The 20,924-nt window shown below is 64.5% G+C and carries 19 protein-coding genes and 1 tRNA gene; 11 read left to right on the top strand and 9 right to left on the bottom strand.

Going from position 1 to position 20,924, the window contains the following annotated elements; genetic code table 11:
- The first annotated feature begins 41 nt into the window (after positions 1-41).
- Positions 42-2,051 (top strand): penicillin-binding protein 1C, encoded by a 2,010-nt coding sequence (pbpC, locus tag D8Z78_RS07315; protein WP_121629482.1) that lies wholly within the window; start codon positions 42-44, stop codon positions 2,049-2,051.
- 77 nt (positions 2,052-2,128) lie between these two features.
- Here the strand turns inward: pbpC and D8Z78_RS07310 are convergent, their stop codons facing one another.
- Positions 2,129-3,304, bottom strand: coding sequence for an acetyl-CoA C-acyltransferase family protein (locus D8Z78_RS07310; protein WP_121629481.1), 1,176 nt, complete (start codon positions 3,302-3,304; stop codon positions 2,129-2,131).
- Between the two features lie 138 nt (positions 3,305-3,442).
- Between D8Z78_RS07310 and D8Z78_RS07305 the strand changes: the two genes are divergently transcribed.
- The gene (locus tag D8Z78_RS07305) at positions 3,443-3,751 is read left to right on the top strand and encodes an EthD family reductase (RefSeq protein WP_121629480.1); all 309 of its coding nucleotides are present in this window, start codon (positions 3,443-3,445) and stop codon (positions 3,749-3,751) included.
- 2 nt (positions 3,752-3,753) lie between these two features.
- Here the strand turns inward: D8Z78_RS07305 and D8Z78_RS07300 are convergent, their stop codons facing one another.
- Positions 3,754-3,945 (bottom strand): hypothetical protein, encoded by a 192-nt coding sequence (locus D8Z78_RS07300; protein WP_128910744.1) that lies wholly within the window; start codon positions 3,943-3,945, stop codon positions 3,754-3,756.
- A gap of 57 nt (positions 3,946-4,002) precedes the next feature.
- Positions 4,003-5,340: a mechanosensitive ion channel family protein gene (locus D8Z78_RS07295; RefSeq protein ID WP_121629478.1), complete on the bottom strand. Its 1,338-nt coding sequence runs from the start codon at positions 5,338-5,340 to the stop codon at positions 4,003-4,005.
- Between the two features lie 243 nt (positions 5,341-5,583).
- Here D8Z78_RS07295 and leuC point away from each other — a divergent pair, with 243 nt between their 5' ends.
- From leuC to D8Z78_RS07275, 4 genes are all read left to right on the top strand, one after another.
- Positions 5,584-6,999, top strand: a complete 1,416-nt coding sequence (gene leuC, locus D8Z78_RS07290; RefSeq protein ID WP_121629477.1) for a 3-isopropylmalate dehydratase large subunit — start codon at positions 5,584-5,586, stop codon at positions 6,997-6,999.
- 11 nt (positions 7,000-7,010) lie between these two features.
- Positions 7,011-7,616, top strand: coding sequence for a 3-isopropylmalate dehydratase small subunit (leuD, locus tag D8Z78_RS07285; RefSeq protein ID WP_121629476.1), 606 nt, complete (start codon positions 7,011-7,013; stop codon positions 7,614-7,616).
- A gap of 364 nt (positions 7,617-7,980) precedes the next feature.
- Positions 7,981-8,802: a hypothetical protein gene (locus D8Z78_RS07280; RefSeq protein WP_121629475.1), complete on the top strand. Its 822-nt coding sequence runs from the start codon at positions 7,981-7,983 to the stop codon at positions 8,800-8,802.
- 32 nt (positions 8,803-8,834) lie between these two features.
- The gene (locus D8Z78_RS07275) at positions 8,835-9,704 is read left to right on the top strand and encodes an endonuclease/exonuclease/phosphatase family protein (protein ID WP_240672035.1); all 870 of its coding nucleotides are present in this window, start codon (positions 8,835-8,837) and stop codon (positions 9,702-9,704) included.
- On the opposite strand, the gene D8Z78_RS07270 is transcribed toward D8Z78_RS07275, so the two are convergent.
- A complete protein-coding gene (locus D8Z78_RS07270; RefSeq protein ID WP_121629474.1) occupies positions 9,643-10,542 on the bottom strand; it encodes a Rossmann-fold NAD(P)-binding domain-containing protein in 900 nt (299 codons plus the stop codon). The genes D8Z78_RS07275 and D8Z78_RS07270 overlap by 62 nt on opposite strands.
- 91 nt (positions 10,543-10,633) lie before the next feature.
- On the opposite strand from D8Z78_RS07270, the gene D8Z78_RS07265 reads away from it, so the two are divergent.
- Together D8Z78_RS07265 and leuB are read left to right on the top strand one after the other, a co-directional pair.
- Positions 10,634-11,530 carry a LysR family transcriptional regulator gene (locus D8Z78_RS07265; RefSeq protein WP_121629473.1) on the top strand — a complete coding sequence of 299 codons (897 nt, stop codon included), beginning with the start codon at positions 10,634-10,636 and terminating at the stop codon, positions 11,528-11,530.
- A 60-nt stretch (positions 11,531-11,590) separates the two neighbouring features.
- Complete coding sequence (gene leuB / locus D8Z78_RS07260; RefSeq protein ID WP_121629472.1) at positions 11,591-12,694, top strand: 3-isopropylmalate dehydrogenase; 1,104 nt, start codon at positions 11,591-11,593, stop codon at positions 12,692-12,694.
- 75 nt (positions 12,695-12,769) lie between these two features.
- Here the strand turns inward: leuB and D8Z78_RS07255 are convergent, their stop codons facing one another.
- Positions 12,770-13,063, bottom strand: a complete 294-nt coding sequence (locus D8Z78_RS07255; RefSeq protein ID WP_121629471.1) for a DUF4282 domain-containing protein — start codon at positions 13,061-13,063, stop codon at positions 12,770-12,772.
- Between the two features lie 219 nt (positions 13,064-13,282).
- Between D8Z78_RS07255 and D8Z78_RS07250 the strand changes: the two genes are divergently transcribed.
- A complete protein-coding gene (locus D8Z78_RS07250) occupies positions 13,283-14,230 on the top strand; it encodes a DMT family transporter (RefSeq protein WP_121629470.1) in 948 nt (315 codons plus the stop codon).
- Between the two features lie 44 nt (positions 14,231-14,274).
- Positions 14,275-14,351, top strand: a tRNA-Pro gene (locus D8Z78_RS07245).
- 142 nt (positions 14,352-14,493) lie between these two features.
- On the opposite strand, the gene D8Z78_RS07240 is transcribed toward D8Z78_RS07245, so the two are convergent.
- Both D8Z78_RS07240 and D8Z78_RS07235 read right to left on the bottom strand, forming a co-directional pair.
- Entirely contained in the window at positions 14,494-17,265 is a 2,772-nt protein-coding gene (locus tag D8Z78_RS07240) for a VWA domain-containing protein (protein WP_121629469.1), read from the bottom strand.
- Positions 17,266-17,364: 99 nt separating this feature from the next.
- A complete protein-coding gene (locus D8Z78_RS07235; RefSeq protein WP_128910743.1) occupies positions 17,365-17,991 on the bottom strand; it encodes a hypothetical protein in 627 nt (208 codons plus the stop codon).
- Positions 17,992-18,247: 256 nt separating this feature from the next.
- Here D8Z78_RS07235 and D8Z78_RS07230 point away from each other — a divergent pair, with 256 nt between their 5' ends.
- The gene (locus D8Z78_RS07230) at positions 18,248-19,453 is read left to right on the top strand and encodes a HupE/UreJ family protein (protein ID WP_121629467.1); all 1,206 of its coding nucleotides are present in this window, start codon (positions 18,248-18,250) and stop codon (positions 19,451-19,453) included.
- Positions 19,454-19,484: 31 nt separating this feature from the next.
- Here the strand turns inward: D8Z78_RS07230 and D8Z78_RS07225 are convergent, their stop codons facing one another.
- Together D8Z78_RS07225 and rrtA are read right to left on the bottom strand one after the other, a co-directional pair.
- Positions 19,485-20,216 carry a prepilin peptidase gene (locus D8Z78_RS07225; protein WP_164932907.1) on the bottom strand — a complete coding sequence of 244 codons (732 nt, stop codon included), beginning with the start codon at positions 20,214-20,216 and terminating at the stop codon, positions 19,485-19,487.
- Positions 20,209-20,904: a rhombosortase gene (gene rrtA, locus D8Z78_RS07220; RefSeq protein ID WP_121629465.1), complete on the bottom strand. Its 696-nt coding sequence runs from the start codon at positions 20,902-20,904 to the stop codon at positions 20,209-20,211. Before rrtA ends, D8Z78_RS07225 begins: the two co-directional genes overlap by 8 nt.
- Between the last annotated feature and the right edge of the window lie 20 nt (positions 20,905-20,924).

Here is a 20,924-nt window from a genome sequence, read left to right as displayed (position 1 = left end):
CTGTCTTCTTCTCTTTCCAAATACCCAATCGACCTCGCCACATGAAACGCCTCCTGATCCTTGCCCTGACCCTCTGGCTCGCCGCCTTCACGCGCGACCGGGTCGACGCATGGATCGACGCCACGCCGATCCCGACGCTGGTCCATGCGACCTCCCCCGAGATGCGCGACCGCGACGGCCACCTGCTGCGCGCCTACACGGTGGAAAACGGCATCTGGCGGATGGAGGTCAGCCCCGACGCCGTCGACCCGCTGTTCTTCGACATGCTGATCGCCTACGAGGACAAGCGGTTTTACCGCCACGCCGGCATCGACTGGCTCGCCACCGCGCGCGCCGGGCTGCAATATGTCCAATACGGTGAAATCGTCTCGGGCGCCTCGACCCTGACCATGCAGGTGGCGCGGCTGCTGACCGATGGCACGACCGGGCAATGGGGCGGCAAGCTGGCGCAGATGCGGCTGGCGCTGGCGCTGGAACGTCGCCTGTCCAAGGACGAAATTCTGCAACTCTACCTGCGCCTCGCCCCCTATGGCGGCAATGTCGAGGGGCTGCGCGCCGCCTCCCTGATCTGGCTGGGCAAGGAACCGGCCCGCCTGACCCCGGCCGAGGCGGCGCTGCTGGTGGCCCTGCCGCAAGCCCCCGAAAGCCGCCGCCCCGACCGCCACCCCGAGGCGGCAAAGATCGCCCGCAACCGCGTGCTGCTGCGCATGGCCCGCGATGGGGTGATCCCGATGGCGGCGGCGCGTTCCGACCAGCTCGACCCGGCGCCCAAGGGCCGCCAGCCGATGCCGCAACTGGCCCCGCACATGGCCGACCGCGCGCTGGCGCTTGGCCCCGGACGGCACGACCTGACCATCGACCGCCCCCTTCAAACCAGTCTCGAAAAGCTCGTCAAGCGCTACATGGCAGGCCGCGACCCGCGCCTGTCCGTGGCGCTGGTGTTGGCCGATCATCAGACCGGAGATATCCTGACCTCCATCGGCTCGGCCAACTATACCAAGGCGGCAGGGCAGGGCTTCGTCGATATGACACAGGCGCAACGCTCCCCCGGCTCGACGCTGAAACCGCTGGTCTACGGGCTGGCCTTCGACCGCGGGCTGGCGCACCCGGAAACCCTGATCCTCGACGCGCCGGTGCAATTCGGCAGCTACGCGCCGCAAAACTTCGACGGCGAATTCCGTGGCGAGCTGCCGGTCCGCCGCGCCCTGCAACTGTCGCTGAACATCCCCGTCGTCCGCCTGACCGAAGCCCTCGGCCCGGCGCATCTCATGGCCTCCCTCAAGGGTGCCGGGCTGAAACCCGCACTGCAAGGCGGCGCCCCCGGCCTTGCCGTCTCGCTCGGCGGCGTCGGCGTCACGCTCGAAGAGATGGTCCAGCTCTACGCCACCATGGCCCGCGGCGGGAACACCCTGCCCCTGCGCTGGCAGGCCAGCGCGCCGCAAACCGGCAACCGCATCCTCTCTCCCGCCGCCAGCTGGCAGGTGGGGCATATCCTTGCCGGTCTCGCCCCGCCCGCCTCCGCCGGACCGGCCGGAAAGGTCGCCTACAAGACCGGAACGTCCTACGGTCACCGCGATGCCTGGGCCATCGGCTGGGACGGGCGCCATGTGGCGGGCATCTGGATCGGCCGCCCCGACGGCACCCCCGTGCCGGGCGCCTTTGGCGGCGACCTCGCCGCGCCCCTGCTGTTCGAGGCGCTGGGACGCGTCAAGCACACCCCCCTGCCACCGCCGCCCCCCGAAACGCTGATGGTCGGCAACGCCCAGCTGCCCGCACCCCTGCAACGCTTCGGCAACCGCGTCAGCACGCCCGCCCTGCAACTCACCTTCCCCCCCGAAGGCGCGACGCTGGCGGCCAGCCCATACGGCATCCCCGTCAAGCTGCGCGGGGGCCGCGCCCCCTATACGCTGATCGCCGACGGCGAGGTCCTTGCCACCGGCCTGCACCGCCCGGAATTCACCGCCCCGATCACCGGCCCCGGCTTCACCACCCTCTCGGTGATCGACACCAACGGCGATGCGGGCCGCGTTTCCATCGAACTCACACAATAAGGGGCCAGTCCACGGACCAGCCCCGATAGCCACATGACAGATCTTAGGCCGGGGGTCTCCCCCGGCCCCGCTCCGGATCAGACCCGCTCGATGGCCAGCGCGATGCCCTGACCGCCGCCGATGCACATGGTGATCAGGGCTTTCGAGCCGCCGATCCGCTCCAGCTCATACAGCGCCTTGACGGTGATGATCGCGCCGGTCGCCCCCACCGGGTGACCCAAGGCAATCGCCCCACCATTCGGGTTGACCTTCGCCGGGTCCAGACCCAGCCCCTTGTTCACCGCCAAAGCCTGCGCCGCAAAAGCCTCGTTCGACTCGATGACGTCGAAATCGGAGATCGACAGGCCGGTGCGCGCAAGCAGCGCCTCGACAGCCGGAACAGGGCCGATGCCCATGACCTCGGGGCGCACACCCGCATGGGCATAGCCCAGAACCCGCGCCCGGGGCTTCAGCCCGGCCTTTTCCATCGCATCGCCACGCGCCAGCACCACCGCGCCCGCGCCATCGTTGATGCCCGAGGCATTGCCCGCCGTCACGGTACCATCCTTCTGGAACACGGTCTTCAGACCGCCCAGCGCCTCCAGCGTCGTCGCCTTGGGGTGTTCGTCGCGGGCAAACGGCACCATGTCGCGCTTCACCCGCACTTCGACCGGCACGATCTGCTCGTCGAAATAGCCCGCCTCGATGGCTGCCGCCGCGCGGTTCTGGCTTTCCAGCGCGAACGCGTCTTGCGCATCGCGGCTGATGTCATGCTCGGCGGCGACGTTTTCCGCCGTCACGCCCATATGCCCGGTGCCAAACGGGCAGTTCAGCGCGCCCAGCATCATGTCCAGCGTGCGGATATCCCCCATCTTCGCGCCCCAGCGCTGATCCGGCACGATATAGGGGCTGCGCGACATGTTCTCGGCCCCACCGGCCAACGCAAAATCCGCATCCCCCATGGCCAGTGCCTGCACCGCCGAGACAATCGCCTGCGCGCCCGAGCCACACAGCCGGTTGACGTTCATCGCAGGCACCGTGTCGGGAATACCGGCCTGCATCGCCGCGACGCGGCTCAGATACATGTCGCGCGGCTCGGTGTTGATGACATGACCAAAGACGACCGTCCCGATCTGCCCGCCCTCGACACCGGCGCGCTCCAGCGCCGCCTTGGCGGCGGCGGTGCCCAATTCGATGGGGGGTGTGCCCGCCAGCGACCCGCCAAAGGTGCCGATCGCGGTCCGTGCCCCGCTGAGGATAAAGATATCGTCCATGATGTGCTCCCGGTTCTGTTTGCCGGAACTATGCACAGTTGCACGACCATTGGGTAGAGCGACCCCTCGTCACAAATGACTTCCCCGTCGAAAGCCGAAGACTGCTATACTGTCCCGACTTTGGAGGAGGACGATTTCATGACGGTTTCGCTACAAGTCATCTATCCGGCAAGCACCGGGACGACATTCGATTACGACTACTACCTGACCACCCATATGGATTTGGTCGGCAAGGCATGGGGCCCGCACATAGCCAGCAAGCTGGTGACCAAGGGGCTCGCAGGCGGGCCCGACACACCGCCGGGCTATTACGCGATTGCCAGCATGGTGTTCAAGGATCAGACCGCCTTTGACGCCGCCATGCAAGGGGCCCAGCCGCTGCTGGATGACATCCCGAACTTCACCGATGCCAAGCCGCAGATACTGGTCGGTGAGGTCGTAGGCTAAGGTCAGCCCCTGCGATAGATCTCGGGCGGGCTGGGCGGCTTTGCCGGGCGCTTGCCGCGCAGCAGCCGCGCCAGCCCTTTCCAGAGAGAGTTCCTGCCCTCAGAGGACAGCCCCCGGGGCGGCACCTGCGGACCGCTGTCATCCACGTAGGGATGCGTGCGCGCATTGCGCCATATTCCGTCGGATCGAGACATGTCCCAACCCTGCACGGCAAACATTTTACGTCAGGTTAACAGCCGCCTCGAAACGCCTCAGTTTTGCGCATCCTCGGCAGGTTTTTCCGTATCCAGCAGGCGGACCTCGCGCTGCGGGAAAGGAATGGAGATTCCGTTCGCCTGAAACGCGTCCCAAAGCGCCAGAAACACGTTCCCCCGAATGTTGGTCAGGCCCCCGGTCGGGTCGGTGATCCAGAAGCGCAGGATGTAATCCACGCTTGAATCGCCAAAGCCCACGATATGGCAGACCGGCGGTTTGAAGCTCAGCACCCGGTCGACGCTTTTGGCGGCCTCGATGGCGATCTTGCGCACCTTGTGCGGGTCGTCGTGATAGGAGGTGCCGAAATGGATATCCAGCCGGACGAATTCGTTCGAATGGGACCAGTTGACCACTTGGCCAGTGATCAGGTCCTCGTTCGGGATCAGGTATTCCTTGCCGTCACGGGTGACGACGCTGACATAGCGCGCGCCAAGGCTCTCGATCCAGCCAAAGGTCGAGCCGAGCGAGATCACGTCGCCCGGCTTGATCGACTTGTCGAGCAGGATGATGATGCCGGACACGAGGTTGGACACCACCTTTTGCAGGCCAAAGCCCAAGCCGACACCAATCGCCCCGGACAGGACGGCCAAGCCTGTCAGATCCACCCCCACCGATTTCAGCGCGATGAAGAACGCCGCGCCGAACAGCACGACTTGCAGCACCTTGACCGCCAGCACCTGCATCGAGGGGCTGATATCCTTGTTCGCCTTGATCGACGCGCTGGAGGCCGAGGTCAGCAGCCGGGCACCGCCCAGCATGACCATCATCATCACCACCGCCTTGACCAGCAGCCACAGCGAATAGCGCGTCTCGCCCATGGTGAAGGCCACGCTGTCCAGCCAGCCCTGCACCTCGTCCGTCCAGCCAAGGATCGACAGGGTCGCCCATGTCCACGCGCCATAGCGTGCGATGAACCTAAGAAAGGGGTTGGCGATCAGCCGCGTCGCGAAGGCGATGAACAGCCACGCCGTCGTCAGCCGCGCCAGCACCCCGATCAGGATCGAGCGCGACGGCCACGTGACCTCGCGCATCACGTAATAGACCACCCAGATCATCGCGACGAAGAAGACCATGCGCATCCGGCGCTGCACGATCAGCCCGATCCGCAACCGCCATTTCGGCCAGTTCTCGCGGGTGCGCAGCCAGTCGCCCAGCCGTGGCCGCAGCGCCAGCGCCAGCATCCACGCCACGGCAAAGATCGCCGCCGCGATGGCCAGCTGATACACCGTCCACGGGCGCAACAATTCCTGCCACAGGTCCAGCGCAGCTTCCAAAAGGAAGGTCAGAACGCTTTGCGCCGTCTCGGTCAGTTCCTGCGGGTCGGTCGGATCCATAAATTTGATAATGACCCAAACACGCCGCCGGACAAGAGCCGCGCGAAACCCTTGATAGACTCAGCGGCAGGATGTATCTGGGCGTCCATGGCCAAGTTTCTCAATGTCGGTGATCGCGCCCGCCTGCGCGAACGCTTTCACGGCGCCACCTTCACGGTGCTCGCCCGTCTATGACATTCCCGCCTCGCTTCCGGGGCGCGCTTTCGACTGACCACACATCACCCAAATAACGGGAGAGGACCAATGTCCCCCAAGACGCTCTATGACAAGATCTGGGATGCGCATGTCGTATCCGAGGACTCTGACGGCACCTGCCTGCTCTATATCGACCGCCATCTGGTGCACGAAGTGACCAGCCCGCAGGCCTTCGAGGGTCTGCGCATGGCGGGCCGCAAGGTGCGCGCCCCCGAAAAGACCATCGCCGTGCCGGACCACAACGTGCCGACGACGCTGGGCCGCGAGAACCCCGACCAGATGCCCGAGGACAGCCGCATTCAGGTCGCAGCCCTCGACACCAATGCCAAGGAATTCGGCATCCACTACTACCCGGTGACCGATGTCCGTCAGGGCATCGTCCACATCGTCGGCCCGGAACAGGGCTGGACCCTGCCCGGCATGACCGTGGTCTGCGGCGATAGCCACACCGCCACCCACGGGGCCTTTGGCGCGCTGGCGCATGGCATCGGCACGTCGGAGGTCGAGCACGTTCTGGCCACCCAGACGCTGATCCAGAAGAAGTCCAAGAACATGAAGGTCGAGATCACCGGCAAGCTCCGCCCCGGTGTCACCGCCAAGGACATCACCCTCGCCGTGATCGGCGCGACCGGCACCGCCGGCGGCACCGGCTATGTCATCGAATATTGCGGCGAAGCGATCCGTGACCTCTCGATGGAAGGGCGGATGACCGTCTGCAACATGGCCATCGAAGGCGGCGCGCGCGCGGGCCTGATCGCCCCGGACGAGACCACCTATGAGTATGTCAAAGGCCGCCCCCACGCCCCGAAAGGGGCCCAATGGGAAGCCGCGATGGACTGGTGGAAGACGCTCTACACCGACGAAGGCGCGCATTTTGACAAGGTCGTCACACTGAAGGGCGAGGAAATCGAGCCGGTCGTGACTTGGGGCACCTCGCCCGAGGACGTGCTGCCGATCTCTGCCGTGGTCCCCGCGCCCGAGTCGTTCAAAGGCGGCAAGGTCGAGGCCGCGAAGCGCGCGCTCGACTACATGGGCTTGACCCCGGGTCAGAAACTGACCGACATCAAGATCGACACCGTCTTTATCGGGTCCTGCACGAACGGCCGGATCGAGGACCTGCGCGCCGCCGCCAAGATCGTCGAAGGCAAGAAGATCGCCATCAACCGCGCCATGGTCGTCCCCGGCTCGGGCCTTGTCCGCGCGCAGGCCGAGGAAGAAGGTCTGGACAAGATCTTCATCGACGCTGGCTTCGAATGGCGGATGGCGGGTTGCTCCATGTGCCTTGCCATGAACCCCGACCAGCTGTCCGAGGGTGAGCGTTGCGCCTCCACCTCGAACCGCAATTTCGAGGGGCGTCAGGGCTACAAGGGGCGCACGCACCTCGTATCGCCCGCCATGGCCGCCGCCGCCGCGCTGACCGGTCACCTGACCGACGTGCGCGAGTTGATGACCGAAAACGCATAAGGACGCCGGATATGGAAAAGTTCGAAAAACTAGCCGGGATCGCGGCGCCCATGCCGCTGGTCAATATCGACACCGACATGATCATCCCCAAGGTCTTCCTCAAGACCATCAAACGCTCGGGTCTGGGTGTAAACCTGTTCGACGAGATGCGTTATGACCGTCAGGGCAACGAAATCCCCGATTTCGTCCTGAACCAGCCGCAATACCGCGACGCCGAGATTCTCGTCGCCGGTGACAACTTCGGCTGCGGCTCTTCGCGCGAACACGCGCCTTGGGCGCTGAAGGATTTCGGCATCAAGTCGGTCATCTCGACCTCCTTCGCCGACATCTTTTACAACAACTGCTTCAAGAACGGCATCCTGCCGATCGTCCTGCCGCAAGAGGCCGTCGACGTCCTGATGAAGGACGCCGAGAAAGGGTCTAACGCGCGGATGATCGTCGATCTGGAAAACCAGACCGTTTCGACCTCCGAGGGCGAATCGTTCGCTTTCGAAATCGACCCGTTCAAGAAGCATTGCCTGATGGAAGGGCTCGACGATATCGGCCTGTCGCTGGAAAAAGCCCCCGCCATCGACGCGTTCGAGGCACAGGCATCGCAAGCCCGCCCCTGGGTCTGAGCCCGGCCAAAGACCGATCCCGACAGGGCCCGCCATACGCGGGCCCTGACTCGTTTCAGGGCCCGCGGACACACGGGTTAACATTGGGTGAACGGTTCGTTGTGCTCAAAAAGTCAGCAACCACAGTATCTTGTGGGGCACCCCCAGTGCTCCTTGGAATCGCCCAAGGAATGATGCAATCCCGCACCACACCGTTCCAGAAATTGCCTGAAATGCGGCGGAACCTCTGTGGGTAACTTGTCGTGCTTGGGGAAGTGAGGCAAAACTTGGGCAAGAATGAGGCAACCCGCCACAATCGGCGGACTCGTGATGGAACAAGGGCGCGGCATCGTATCGCGGCCGTCCTGAACGGAAGGGCAGAGTTTTGATCAAACGGACGGCATCCGCCGCGCTGCGCGCGACCCTCGTGGCATTCGTCATTGCCTTTCCGGCGTTGGTTCTGCCCGGGGTCAAGCCGGATTCCGTCCAGATCGTGGCACTTGTGTCGCTGGTCGCGGCGCTGCTGACCTTTGTCGAATACTGGACCGACTACCCGTCGTTCATCGAGTTCCGATCCGCCCCGCCCCTGAACCGTATGCGGTTTCTGGCGCTGTTCTCGACGGTGGTGCTGTTGACGCTGATCTGCCGCGAGCAGATGGCGCCCGCCGGATTCGAGTCCGACCTGAGCGGCTTTGGCGACGTGGTCGGCGCGGCGATGGACTTCCCGTTTTCGCCGGTGCGGCTGATGGTTCTGGTCGCGCAGGATGACGCGATGGCGGCGCATCTGCGGGTCACGGCCGGGCTGGCCTATACGATTTCGCTCATCGCGCTGCTGACCTTCGTCGCCGTTGTCCGCCTGCTGGACTGGCCCATCCGCAACGGCGCCTTCAATGTGTGGGTCAATCTGCCCCTGTTCGACCCCACGGCCGGGGGCGACGTCCTGCGCCGTCTCAAGCGGGATAGCCGCGTTAACGTCGCCTTAGGGTTTCTGTTGCCATTCTTGGTGCCTGCGGTCCTGCAGCTTGTGTCGACCACCGGGATGCCAGTCAGGCTGAACGATCCGCAAACACTGATCTGGGTTGTCACCGTATGGGCCTTCATCCCGTCAAGCCTGATCATGCGCGGCGTCGCCCTGATGCGCATCGCCGACCTGATCGAGGAAAAACGCCGCCGCGCCTATGCGCAGGCGGAATTGCTGGTCGCCTGATCCTGTTATTGTGCCTGCTCTGCGGACCGGCCTTGGCCGAGCCCTTGCGCGTGGCCACGTGGCATGGGGATTTCAGCCGCAAGGGACCGGGCCTGTTGCTCAAGGAGCTGCTGTCCGACAAATCACCCGATCTCGGGCCCGTCGCAGCCCTGTCACCGGATGTTCTGGTCCTGACCGATGTGGACTACGACGCGGGGCACGTGGCGCTGGCCGCTTTGGCAGACCGGCTGGGCGGCTACCCCCATCTGTTCGCGATGCGACCCAATACCGGCATGGCCACCGGGCTGGACCTTGACGGCGACGGTCGGCTGGGTGGGCCGCGCGACGCACAGGGCTATGGCTGGTTCTCGGGCCAAGGCGGGATGGCCATCCTGTCACGCTATCCGCTGGCCTTGGTTGCCGATCACAGCGCCCTGCCATGGAAGGACGCGCCCGAGACGCTTTGGACCCCGCAAGAGGCCGAGATTCAGCGCCTGTCCTCCGCCGCCCATTGGGCAGTGCGCGTGGATGCGCCCGTGCCGTTTGCCCTTTTGACGTTGGCCGCCACCCCGCCAGTCTTTGACGGGCCGGAGGATCGCAATGGCCGGCGCAACCATGACGAGGTGATGCTGTGGGCGCATCATCTGGACGCGATGGATGGCCCAGTGGTGCTGGCGGGCCTGCTGAATCTCGACCCCGACCGGGGCGAGGGGCTGCGCGACGCCGCCACCCGCCTGCTGGCTCACCCAAGGCTGCAAGACCCGCTGCCCGCCCTGCCCACCGTCGACTGGGACAGCGTGGGCGAGATGCGGGTCAGCTACGTCTTGCCCGATGCCGCGCTGACCGTGCTCGATGCGGGCGTCACGCCTGTGCCGGGGCCGGGCCCACATCGCGTTGTCTGGGTCGACCTCGCGATGCCATGACCGGGGCTGTCGCCTGCGCCACCGCCTCGGCCGGATCGGTCGCCCGGAAATCGGGCAGCACGGCGGCAAAACTTTGCGGTGCCATGAAGTGCGGCTTGTCCCAGAGATAGCGCATCTCCAGCAGCGGCGCGGCCAGCCGCCAGACCGGGCGGGCGAGTTGGATCGGCAGCCAAGACATGCGCTTGACCTTGCCGCCACACAGCGCGGCCAACTCATGCCCCGTCAGCGTGTAACCGGGAAAGGCGATGTCGGCGAAATGCGGCAGGCTTTCGCGCCGTTCGACCAACTGCACCCCCGCGCGTGCCAGATCGGGCAGGAACGCCCACGCGTGCGGGATGTCCGGGTTGCCGGGATAGGTCAGCACGCCCTTTTTCAGCGAGGGCGCCAGGATCCTGTCGAACCAGTTGCCGGAGGCCTCGGTATCAAGGAAATCCCCCGCGCGCAGCACGATCACCCTGCAGCCGCTGTCGCGATAGGCCTGTTCCATCTCGATCCGCAACCGCCCCAGCGGGTTCTGCGCGCCATGCGGCAGGTGCGGGCCGAAATCGGGGGCGGCGTCCTTGCCATAGACATAGACATTGCCGGGGATCAGGACCGTCGCGTCATTCACGCGCGCCGCTTCGATGCAACGCGCCGTCAACCCCGGTAGCTGCGCCGCCCAATCGGGATAGGCCGGGTTCCAGCCGTTCACGATGACGTCGGCCTCGCGCGCCTCGGCCATCAGGTCGCCGGTCGCGCGGTCATGCAGATGCACCCGCCACCCGGCATTCCAGAACGCCTCTGCCATGTTGCGCCCGAACCGCCCGCTGCTTCCCAGTATCAAGACGTGTCCCGTCATTCCAACCTCCATCAAGATCCTGAGCCCAGCGTCCCCTATTCACCGAAGGAAAGGAATTGGCAGAAATCGTAGATCGTGTATTCATTTGTGAATGGAAAAGGCGCTCTCATCCCTCGACTGGTCCTTGGTGCAGACCTTCCTTGCGGTGTCCGAGTCCGGGTCGCTGTCACAGGCTGCGCGGGACTTGGGCGTGTCCCAGCCGACCGTGGGCAGACAGGTGCAGAAGATCGAGGAAACCCTTGGCGTCACGCTGTTTCACCGGCAGGCGCGGGGCTTTGCCCTGACGTCGTGCGGGGCGTCGCTGATGCCGCATGCACGGGCGATGGCCGAAGCGGTGCGGGGCTTTGCCATCGCCGCCGCAGGCCATGACCACACCTTGTCCGGCACGGTTCGCATCACCGCCAGCGTCTTTACCGCGCATCATCACCTGCCGCCGATCATCGCCCGCATCCGCGCGGCCGAGCCGGATATCCAAATCGACCTCGCGCCCACCGACACCTCGGAAAACCTGTTGTACCGCGAGGCCGACATCGCCGTGCGCATGTACCGGACCGAGCAACTGGACATCGTGACCAAGCATCTGGGCGAACTGCAATTGGGCCTCTATGCCGCCAAGTCCTATCTGGATCGGCGCGGCAGACCCACGCAATTTCAGCAGATCTTCGACCATGACCTTGTCGGCTATGACCGGTCCGACCTTATCCTGCGCGGCCTGCGCCAAGCGGGCGTCGAGGCCCAGCGCGACTGGTTTGCCACCCGCACCGATCACCACGGCACCTATTGGGAGTTGATCCGCGCAGGCTGCGGCATCGGCTTTGCCCAGACTTCGGTCGCGGAAAACGACCCTACGGTCGAACGGCTTGTCCCGGACATGCCCCTGCCGACCCTGCCCCTGTGGCTCGCCGCGCATGATAGCATCCGCCGCACCCCGCGCGTCCGCCGCGTCTGGGACCTGCTGGAAGAGGGGCTTTCACCCTTCGTTTCTTGACGTTTCTGTGCCCAAAGGCTACCGGAACGGCAACTTTTGCAAACCTCGAAGGACGCCCCCATGAGCAACCCCTCGCTTCTCATCCTGCCCGGCGACGGCATCGGCCCCGAAGTCATGACCGAAGTCCGCAAGATCATCGACTGGTTCGGTGCCAAGCGGGACATGAAATTCGACGTCAGCGAGGATCTGGTGGGCGGCTGCGCCTATGACAAGCACGGCACGCCGCTGCATGACGACACGATGGCCAAGGCGCAAGAGGTCGACGCCGTCCTGCTGGGCGCCGTGGGTGGCCCGAAATACGACTCGCTCGACTTCTCCGTGAAGCCCGAGCGCGGCCTGCTGCGCCTGCGCAAGGAAATGGACCTGTTCGCCAACCTGCGCCCGGCCCAGTGCTTTGACGCGCTGGCGGATTTCTCGTCCCTGAAAAAGGACGTGGTTGCCGGTCTGGACATCATGATCGTGCGCGAACTGACCTCCGGCATCTATTTCGGCGAGCCGCGCGGCATCATCGAGGAAGGCAACGAGCGCGTTGGCATCAACACCCAGCGCTATACCGAGTCGGAAATCGACCGCGTGGCGCGGTCCGCGTTCGAACTTGCGATGCGCCGGAACAAGAAACTGTGCTCGATGGAAAAGGCCAACGTCATGGAATCCGGCGTCCTGTGGCGCGAGGTCGTGACCGAGGTGGGCAAGGACTATCCCGATGTCGAACTGAGCCACATGTACGCCGATGCGGGCGCGATGCAGCTGTGCCGCTGGCCCAAGCAGTTCGACGTGATCGTCACCGACAACCTCTTTGGCGACCTGCTGTCCGACGCCGCCGCGATGCTGACCGGCAGCCTCGGCATGCTGCCCTCCGCCAGCCTCGGCGCGCCGATGGCCAATGGCCGCCCCAAGGCGCTTTACGAGCCGGTGCACGGGTCCGCCCCCGACATCGCGGGTCAGGGCAAAGCCAACCCGATCGCCTGCGTCCTGAGCTTTGCCATGGCGCTGCGCTACTCGTTTGACCAAGGCGACGAAGCCACCCGTCTGGAGCAGGCCATCGAGAAGGTCTTGGCAGACGGCTATCGCACCGCCGACCTGCTGGGCGAAGAGGGCAAGCAGCCCGTGTCCACCAGCGAGATGGGCGATGCCATCGTCGCGGCGCTGGACGCCTCTCTCTGAGCGACGCACGGTTCACACAGACAAGCGCGGGCCCTGCACCCTCAGGGCCCGCGTTTTCGCATCAGCAGTCCGGCGTCACCCGGCCCGGTCCGCCCCCTGCTTTTGCAGATCGACCTGTTCCTGCAGCAGATCCTTGATCGCGAAGATCACGAGCAGCAGTTCGGTCGTCAGGCGCAAGCCAAGGATCGCAAGCGCGCCGCCGATCAGGCTGCCGAAGGCGGTCAGCAGCTTTTGGCCGAACGATCCCCACCCGGCAAAGGCGGTGAAAAAGCCGATTACCGCGCCGATTGCGATCAGAACCGTCGCAATGATGAACAGAATCCGCGCGACCTTTGGGTAGATGAAAAAGCTGAAATCGAAGAGTTTCATCGCAGCAATCCTTATCAAGTTTTTGAAATCATTGATTTAGCGGGGCCATCCTAGAATCAGGCCGGAATCGCGGTCAACACGCGCCCCGATGCAAGAGCCGAATTGAAAGGCCGTTCCATACGCGTCGCACAGCTTTGCGGCGATTTTGCACGATGTGGCCTTGCGTCTGAAATTCGGGTGCGTTTAGCATCGTGGAGCTAGCGAAAACAGGTCCCCCCAATGTCCAGCAATGCAAAAGGCGCACTCTTTGCGCTGATCGCCTTCGGTATTTTCGCCACGCATGACGTGGTCATCAAGTATCTCGGCGGCAGCTACTCGCCGTTTCAGGTGATCTTCTTTTCCACGCTGTTTTCCTTTCCACTGGTCAGCTTCATGCTTATGAACGACACCACTCACGGCAACCTGCGCCCGGTCCACCCGTGGTGGACGCTGATCCGCACCTCCTGCGCGGTGGGCAATGGGATGTGCGCGTTCTATGCGTTCTCCGTTCTGCCGCTGGCGCAGACCTACGCCATCCTCTTTGCCGCGCCGCTGCTGATCACGTTGATCTCGGTGCCGATGCTGGGCGAAAAGGTCGGCTGGCGGCGAGGTCTGGCGGTTCTGGTGGGCCTGATCGGCGTCATGGTGGTGCTGCGCCCGGGATCGTCACCGCTGTCGACCGGACATTTCGCAGCGATGGGCTCAGCCGTTCTGGGGGCCATGGCCTCGATCATCGTGCGCAAGATCGGGCGCGAGGAACGCTCGGTGGTGCTGCTGCTGTACCCGATGGCGGCGAATTTCGTCGTGGTCGGTGCCTTGATGATCTTCGTCTACAAACCCATGCCGCTGCCGGACATGGGCGGCGCGGCGACGATTTCGCTTTTGGGCTTCATCGCAGGTCTGTTCCTGATCGCCGCCTACAAGACGGGCGAGGCCGCCATCGTCGCGCCGATGCAATACAGCCAGATCATCTGGGCCTCGTTCTTTGGCTTCTTCCTGTTCAACGAACAGGTGGACACGTTCACGCTGATCGGATCGGCAATCATCATCGGGTCCGGCATCTACATCGTCGCCCGCGAAAGCAGCAAGGGCGACAGCCAGACACCCGTCTTGCGCACCCGATCGCGGGGCTTTGGCACGTTTTCGCGGATTTCTCCCTTCCTGAGGAAGAAAAAAGGCGCAGAATGAGCCTTGCCAAGTCCGCGCGGACGGGGTAATCCGCGCCTCACGGTCGGAGCGTAGCTCAGCCTGGTAGAGCACTGTCTTCGGGAGGCAGGGGCCGGAGGTTCGAATCCTCTCGCTCCGACCAATTCATAAAAATCTAATGCGCGTTAGGTGTCGTTGCATGGGGCAACGACCCTGTGTCGGCTGGTGTCGCATGTCGCCGCACTCTGCCGGACGCCCATGGAAAAGGGGGCCGCGAACGGCCCCCCGAAGTCGTGTCAGGGATGTCAGACCCGGCGACGGCGCTGGCGCAGGCCAACGGCGGCCAGCAGGGCGCTGATCAGGACCGAAAGCGGACCAAGCGCACCACCCGAGGAATCGCCACCGCCACCGCCATTGCCACCGCCGGTGAAGGAAACCACCGGAGTGTCGGACTTGAGCGGAGCGCCAATGGACAGGGCGTAGGTGCCCGTCCCTGCGGCGCTGTCGGTGTGCTCGACCGTGACGACATGACCTGCCGCGTCAAGCGACCCCGCCGGAATACGGGCGATGACGCCCGACGCCGGGTTCTCGGAGGAGGACAGGTCCACCGACAGAAGCTCGGTCGTACCAGCCGCGTCATAGACCTTCACGATGGCTTCCATGCCGCCAGCCAAGCTGGTCAGACGCGCCATCATGTCATCCGAGGTCGAGGTCGGCACGAACACGAAGCAGTCGACATCGCCACCGGTATCGATCCGGCCCGGAACGTCGATGTTGTCATCGGCCACTGCGGTACAGGTACCGGGCACGGCCGGATCATCGGAGTGATCGTCCGTCTGGAAGCCATTGACCGCCGCATTGGTGATCGCCACCCGAGTAAAGTTCTCGGAGACGCTCTGCGGGACGGCCGGGCTTTCGGGACCGTCGCTGGCGCGGGTGAACAGAACGCCGTTGAAGGAGGTCTGCGCATTGCCCGCCGCGTTGTCGGCCCGGACCGTTGCCGAATAGGTGCCGTTCTGATCGTAGGGCACGCTGATGGAGTAGACACCATCATCCGCATCGGCATCGGCGCCAAGCCCGTCATCCAGCAAGGTCAGCTCGACCACCGAATTGTCCGGCTTGGTGACCGTGGCGACCACGTTCAGACCGGTCAGCGGCGCACCTTTGCGCACAAGTGCGCGAATGGTGAAGTCCGACGGATAGTTGGCATTGTCGAACTCGACGGCGATGTCGAAGTTCTCGCCGGTGGGGTTGCCCGAGATCAGGATCGAGACGTCCTTGTCGCCAGCGGCATTGTTGACGATCTCGACGCCATAGGTGCCAGCCCCGAGGGTCTGCACGTCGACCACCGCTTCGCAGGACACGTCGCCGGAACCGGAGCAGGTGAACACGGCACCGGTATCCGCACCCGAGCTGTCAAGCAGGCGCAGGTCGATATCGGCCTGCGGGCCGGGATAGGTCACCACGATCGCGGCATCCGCCAGCGTACTGTCGAGCAGGATGTCACGCACCTCGGTGCTGGAGGCCGATGCCAGAGCCGCCGAGGAATTCACGACAACCGCCGAGGAGAACGCCGCGTTGGCCGCAACGAAGGCCTGCTGGATGTCGGACAGCGCCGTCGGCGAGAAGAAGTACCGACCGCCCGTGCTGTTTGCGAGGTTCTGCAGCAGGGCCGTGTCGACGTTCGGACCGAAGCCGAAGGTCACCAGCGGCACCTTGGCAGCGGTGTAGGCGTTGATCACGGTCGCCTGATTGACGAAGCTCTGACCGTCCGTCAGCAGGTAGACCACCGCCGGGCGCGTACCGCCTTGGAAGGCCGTCACTTCGGATAGGGCCAGCAAGGCCGCTTCTTCGATGTCGGTGCTGCCACCGGAACTCAGACCGTTGATCACCGCTTGGGCTGCTGCGCGCACACCGGTATCGGGATCGGGAATGTCCTGAATCGCGAAGACCTGCGAAGCAGAGCCGGTGAAACGACCCACGCCGACGGCATTGACGCCGGGCACCAGCTGACCGACCAGCAGGCTGCCTGCGGTGCGGGCATTGGCGATCGGCGTGCCGCCCATCGACCCCGAGGTGTCGATCATCAGTTCGACCACACGGTTGCCCGCCCAGATGATGTTCAGCTCGCTGCGGGCGGTGCTCTCATCGTCGTTCTGGGTGAAATCCGGGCCAGCCGGCGCGGCGAGCGTGGTGTAGCGGGTCCGGGCCGGGCTCATGAAGCTGTGGCGCGGGTCGGTGGCCGGATCGCGCACCAGCGTATCCCAACCGGGTTCGCCATAGACACGGGCCTGTGCGTTCTTGTCATCGCCATCGGCTTGGGTCGCGTAGGGCTCGACATCGTCGGTCGAGAATTCCAGCGCATCCAGATTGGCCCCGGTGGCGCGGGCCGCAAGCCACTGATCGTTCATGATCGACGGGTTCGGCTCGACATCCGTGGAACGCGGCTTGAAGATGGAACAGCTGCTTTCCGGGTTCTGCCCGCAATTCGAGGCGTATTCATCGAACAGGCCATAGGCGTAATGGCCCCATTCATGCGCCAGCGTGAAGCCACCGCCCTTGGCGGTATCCATGGTCGAGGAGCCGGTCCAGATGTTGCACATGCGGATCTGGCGGCTGTTGCCAAAGCTGTTGATCCATGTGCTCGGGCCGCTGCTGCCGCAATCATGGTGCCACTGCACATCGGCATTGTTGAACTGGTCCTGGTTGCGGAAAATCGTCACCCGGCCAATCTTGTGCGCGCCATTCGTGGACTGGAACACGGCATCCGCGAATTCGCGGATCTTTTCCTCGTACTTGCGCTGATCCGCATCGGTCGTACCCGCATCGACGGTGGAATCGTCGTCACCCTGCGGATCCTCTTCGAGCGAAATGCTGATGTTGAACACGGCGTTGGCGCTGTCGGCCTTGATCGTGCCATCCTTCAGACGGGCGATCGGCACCGTCATCTGCTTGCCGCTTTCGACATAGGTCACTGTCGAAAGCAGACTTGCGTCGGCATAGACTGGCTGCACCGCGACACAGACCGTGCCCAGGGCGCCCACCAGACTGGCAACGCGTTGTCTCAATTTTTGCATGATACCTTGAACTCCCTCTAATACGTTCCAAAAAATCGCCCCAAGGGCTGCGTACTCGCCTCAAATTCGGTGTCACTGAAGCGGACACCTTCACTTGCCTCACTGCCGTGAGACGATCCCGAAATGGGCGTATCCATCCGGCAATCGCGCGCTGAAAACCGCGCGTCCGGGCTGAATGTCTTGCGCGTCAGGCGCGCCCTGCGGCAGCTTGTGCGCGACCGCCCCAACGAAGGCCGCGCCCACCCAGCTGGCCAGCCCCTCGGGACAAGCCTGCGCGGCAAGGCGCACATCCTCGCCACCGGGCTCGGCGGGGATCGGCAAGGTCCAGACATAGGACCCGCGCGCCGGTCGCTTCAGCCGCCCGGCCCCTTGCCATTCCGCGATCAGGCCGGACGCGACATCCGACGGGGCGGTCTGGCGCAGGTGGCGCGTCAGCGCGTCTTCGCCTTGGATCGCGATCTGCAAAGAGTACGGATCCGGGCCGCCCAGACTGGGTTGGGCTTCGCGCATGGCCTCTGACGGGTCGATCCGCGACAGCGCCGTTCGGGCCCTGTCATAGGCCGGGCCGCCCAGTTCGACGGTCTTCGCGACCCCCAGAAGATCGTTGTTGTCCGTCCAACGCGCGATGGAAAGTTGCCCGTCGCGGGTCAGACGATACGCGGTGAAGGTGGTCGTCCCGGCGTCCAGCTGCCCCTCGATGACCTGCACGAAAGGCGTGACGGACACACCACAAACGCGCGCTTGAGCCGCAGCCGCGGCACCCAAGAGACACATTGAATTCATTATCAAAAATATCCAGCGGAGCATGGCCACCCCTGCAGAGACGAGAAAAATTTGACTAGACGTTAACAATCCAATTCGCTAGCGTCAACGTCGATCATTGAAACCACGCGCATAGCCTGTAAATTACGATTTTTTTCTCGTGATATAGATTTAGCCGACTGCGCGAATTGAAGGGGCGGATGATTTGATAAGACCCCCATTGACCATTCTTGTTTTCTGCCTTGTTGCATTGGCAGGGCCGCTGCTTGCCCATTTCGATCCGGGCACGAAAGTCCGGCAATTCGTCATCACCACCGAAGAGACGACCACGGAAATCCACATCCGGACTCCGCTGCCGCTTTTGTTCGGGGACATCCTGACCGGCGCCGCCCCGGACGAGCACGGGTTCCTGATCAATCGTGGCACCGCCGAGACGCCGGTTTATGCCCTATCCACCGAGGCCGTCGCGGCCCATCGCGCCGCCTTTGCAGCGCGGTTGGCAGACAGCCTCACATGGAAGATCGGCACGCAGGACGGAAGCCCCCGCGTGCGCGCCTATCGCATACTGTCCGAACTGCCGTTGCAGGCCCTCGTCAGCCCCGCCGCCGCGCGCGACTCGCTCCGCCAGCCCGATGCCACCGGCGAGGTGCCGATCTCGGACGGCTATGTCGACATGACGGTCAGCCTTGGCTTCGCCGCCACGGATGCGCCTCTGGTCGTGCAGTCGGGCTTTCCTGCGCTGGATTTGCCCGAGGACGTCGCCATCGACAACCACATCATCGATCACCGGGTCAGCCCGTCCCGCAGTCTGGTGCGGGGCGGACAGTTGGCGCAGGTGCTGGTCCTGCCGACCAGCCAGATCGGCGTCGCGCTGGAATACGCCTATCAAGGCGTGCTGCACATTCTCGAAGGTCTCGATCACGTGCTGTTGGTCGTCGCCATGGCGCTCGGCGCGGTTGGCGGCTGGGGTCTCGTGCGGAACGTGACCGCGTTCACGTTGGGCCATGCCGTGACGCTCGTGGCGGGCTTCTTGGGCTATGTGCCGACCTCCGGCTGGTTCATCCCCGCCATCGAGGCCGCCATCGCAGCGACCATCATCATGGCAGCCTTGGCCAGCCTTCGGGGCACCCGCTCGTCGGCCTTGCTGTATACCGGAATTGGCCTTCTGCACGGGTTCGGATTCTCTTTTGTGCTGGGAAACGTATTGGGCCCGGATTCGCCGGAATTGGTGCAGGCATTGGCCGCCTTCACCGTGGGGATCGAAATTGGCCAATTGATGATCGTCGTCGTCGTTCTGGCTGTATTCGCCGGACTCGCCCATATCTCGCGGAATTGGACATTGCGGCTGAAGCAGGCCGCGCTGATCGCCATGGGCTCGGTCGCAGCCTTCATGCTGATCGAGCGCGTGCCGGTCATATTCGCCTGACCATCGTCCCGCGCGGCGATTCGCCGTCCGGTCAGCGGACCAGCCGCACCGCCAGAAGCGCTGCCGCGCCGAGACAGAGGAACAGACCGAAAGGCAGCGCCGTGTGGCGATTCACACCGCCCCATGCGCCGGTTGAGACACATAACAGCGCGCTGGCCGATGCGATCAATCCCAGCCATGGCAGGGCCATCGGCCCCAGCGCCGCGCCCAGCCCGACCGCCAGCTTGACATCCCCAAGCCCCAACCCCTCGCGTCCGCGCAAGCGGCGATAGACGAAGCGCAGCAGCCAAAGCACACCCGCCCCGGTCACCGCGCCCGCCAGCGCCTCTGGCAGCCGGTGTTCGGCGAATGCCAGACAGACCGCCGACACGAACAGCAGGCCGGTCAGCGCATCTGGCAGGCGGAAACAGGCCAGATCGCACAAAGCCAGCCCCAGCAGGCACCACAGGACCACCGCCAAGGCCAGCAGGTCGACCGAGGCCTGCGTGACCGCCACCGCAACAAGCGACGCCAGCAGACCCAGCAGTTCCGCCAGCCAGAGCCGCGCGGGAATGTGACCGCCGCAATCGTGGCAGCGGCCTCGTCTGACCGGGTAGCTGAACAGTGGGATCAGGTCGCGCCAGCGCATGCGAACCCCGCAGGAGGCACAGCTAGAGGGCAGCCAAATCGACCGGCCCAGACACAGCCGATCCGCGAAGGCCGCCATGAACGATCCGACAGGTGCGCCCAGCAGCAGGACCAGCCAGACCAGCGGATCACCCATCCTGATGGCTTTCCGCCTGCGACGCCGCCTCGCGGTCGGCGTGGATGACGGACAGCCAGACACACAGCACCAGAAGCGCCAAGCGCCCCAGCACCGGCCCCTCGAAGGCCGCAAGCGTGCCGCCCAGCGAGCCAAGGGTGTGCGAGACAAAGCTGACCCGCCCGCCGATCGCCGCATCGGCGCCCGGCACCGCGCCGTTCCAGAACTCCTGCCCCAGCTTGGCGAGAAGGCAGGTCAGGATCACCACGGCAAACCATTTCGGACCACGCTTCCAGATCGTCAGCCCGCCCCAGGCCATCACGCCATGGGTCACCCCCGAAAACCCCACATAGGTCACGCCCGCCGGCATCAGGACGATCCAGCCAAGGCTGATCGCCGCAGCGGAAAACATGATGGCCCGCAGCAGGGTCTCGACGGTCAGGATCGACCACAGGGTCACGATGATCAGGCCCAGCCCCAGCGTGTTCAGAAAGGTGTGCGTGCCCGACAGGTTCACCAGATGCGCGGTTGCCAGCCGCCAGACCTGACCGTTCAGCACCGCGTCGCGTTCCAACAGCAGGGCGCCACGGGTGGCATCGCCGCCCAGATGCAACAGTCCCATCACCACCGCCATCACGGCGGTCACACCCACGACCCGCAACAGGATTGAGTCAGGCTTTTTCGTGGGATAGAGTGAAAGAAGATTCATGGAACCAGTTGATTTAGACA

It is taken from the genome of Tropicibacter alexandrii, assembly GCF_003667315.2.
Lineage (GTDB): Bacteria > Pseudomonadota > Alphaproteobacteria > Rhodobacterales > Rhodobacteraceae > Tropicibacter > Tropicibacter alexandrii.
This window is presented reverse-complemented; position numbering and strand designations above follow the sequence as displayed.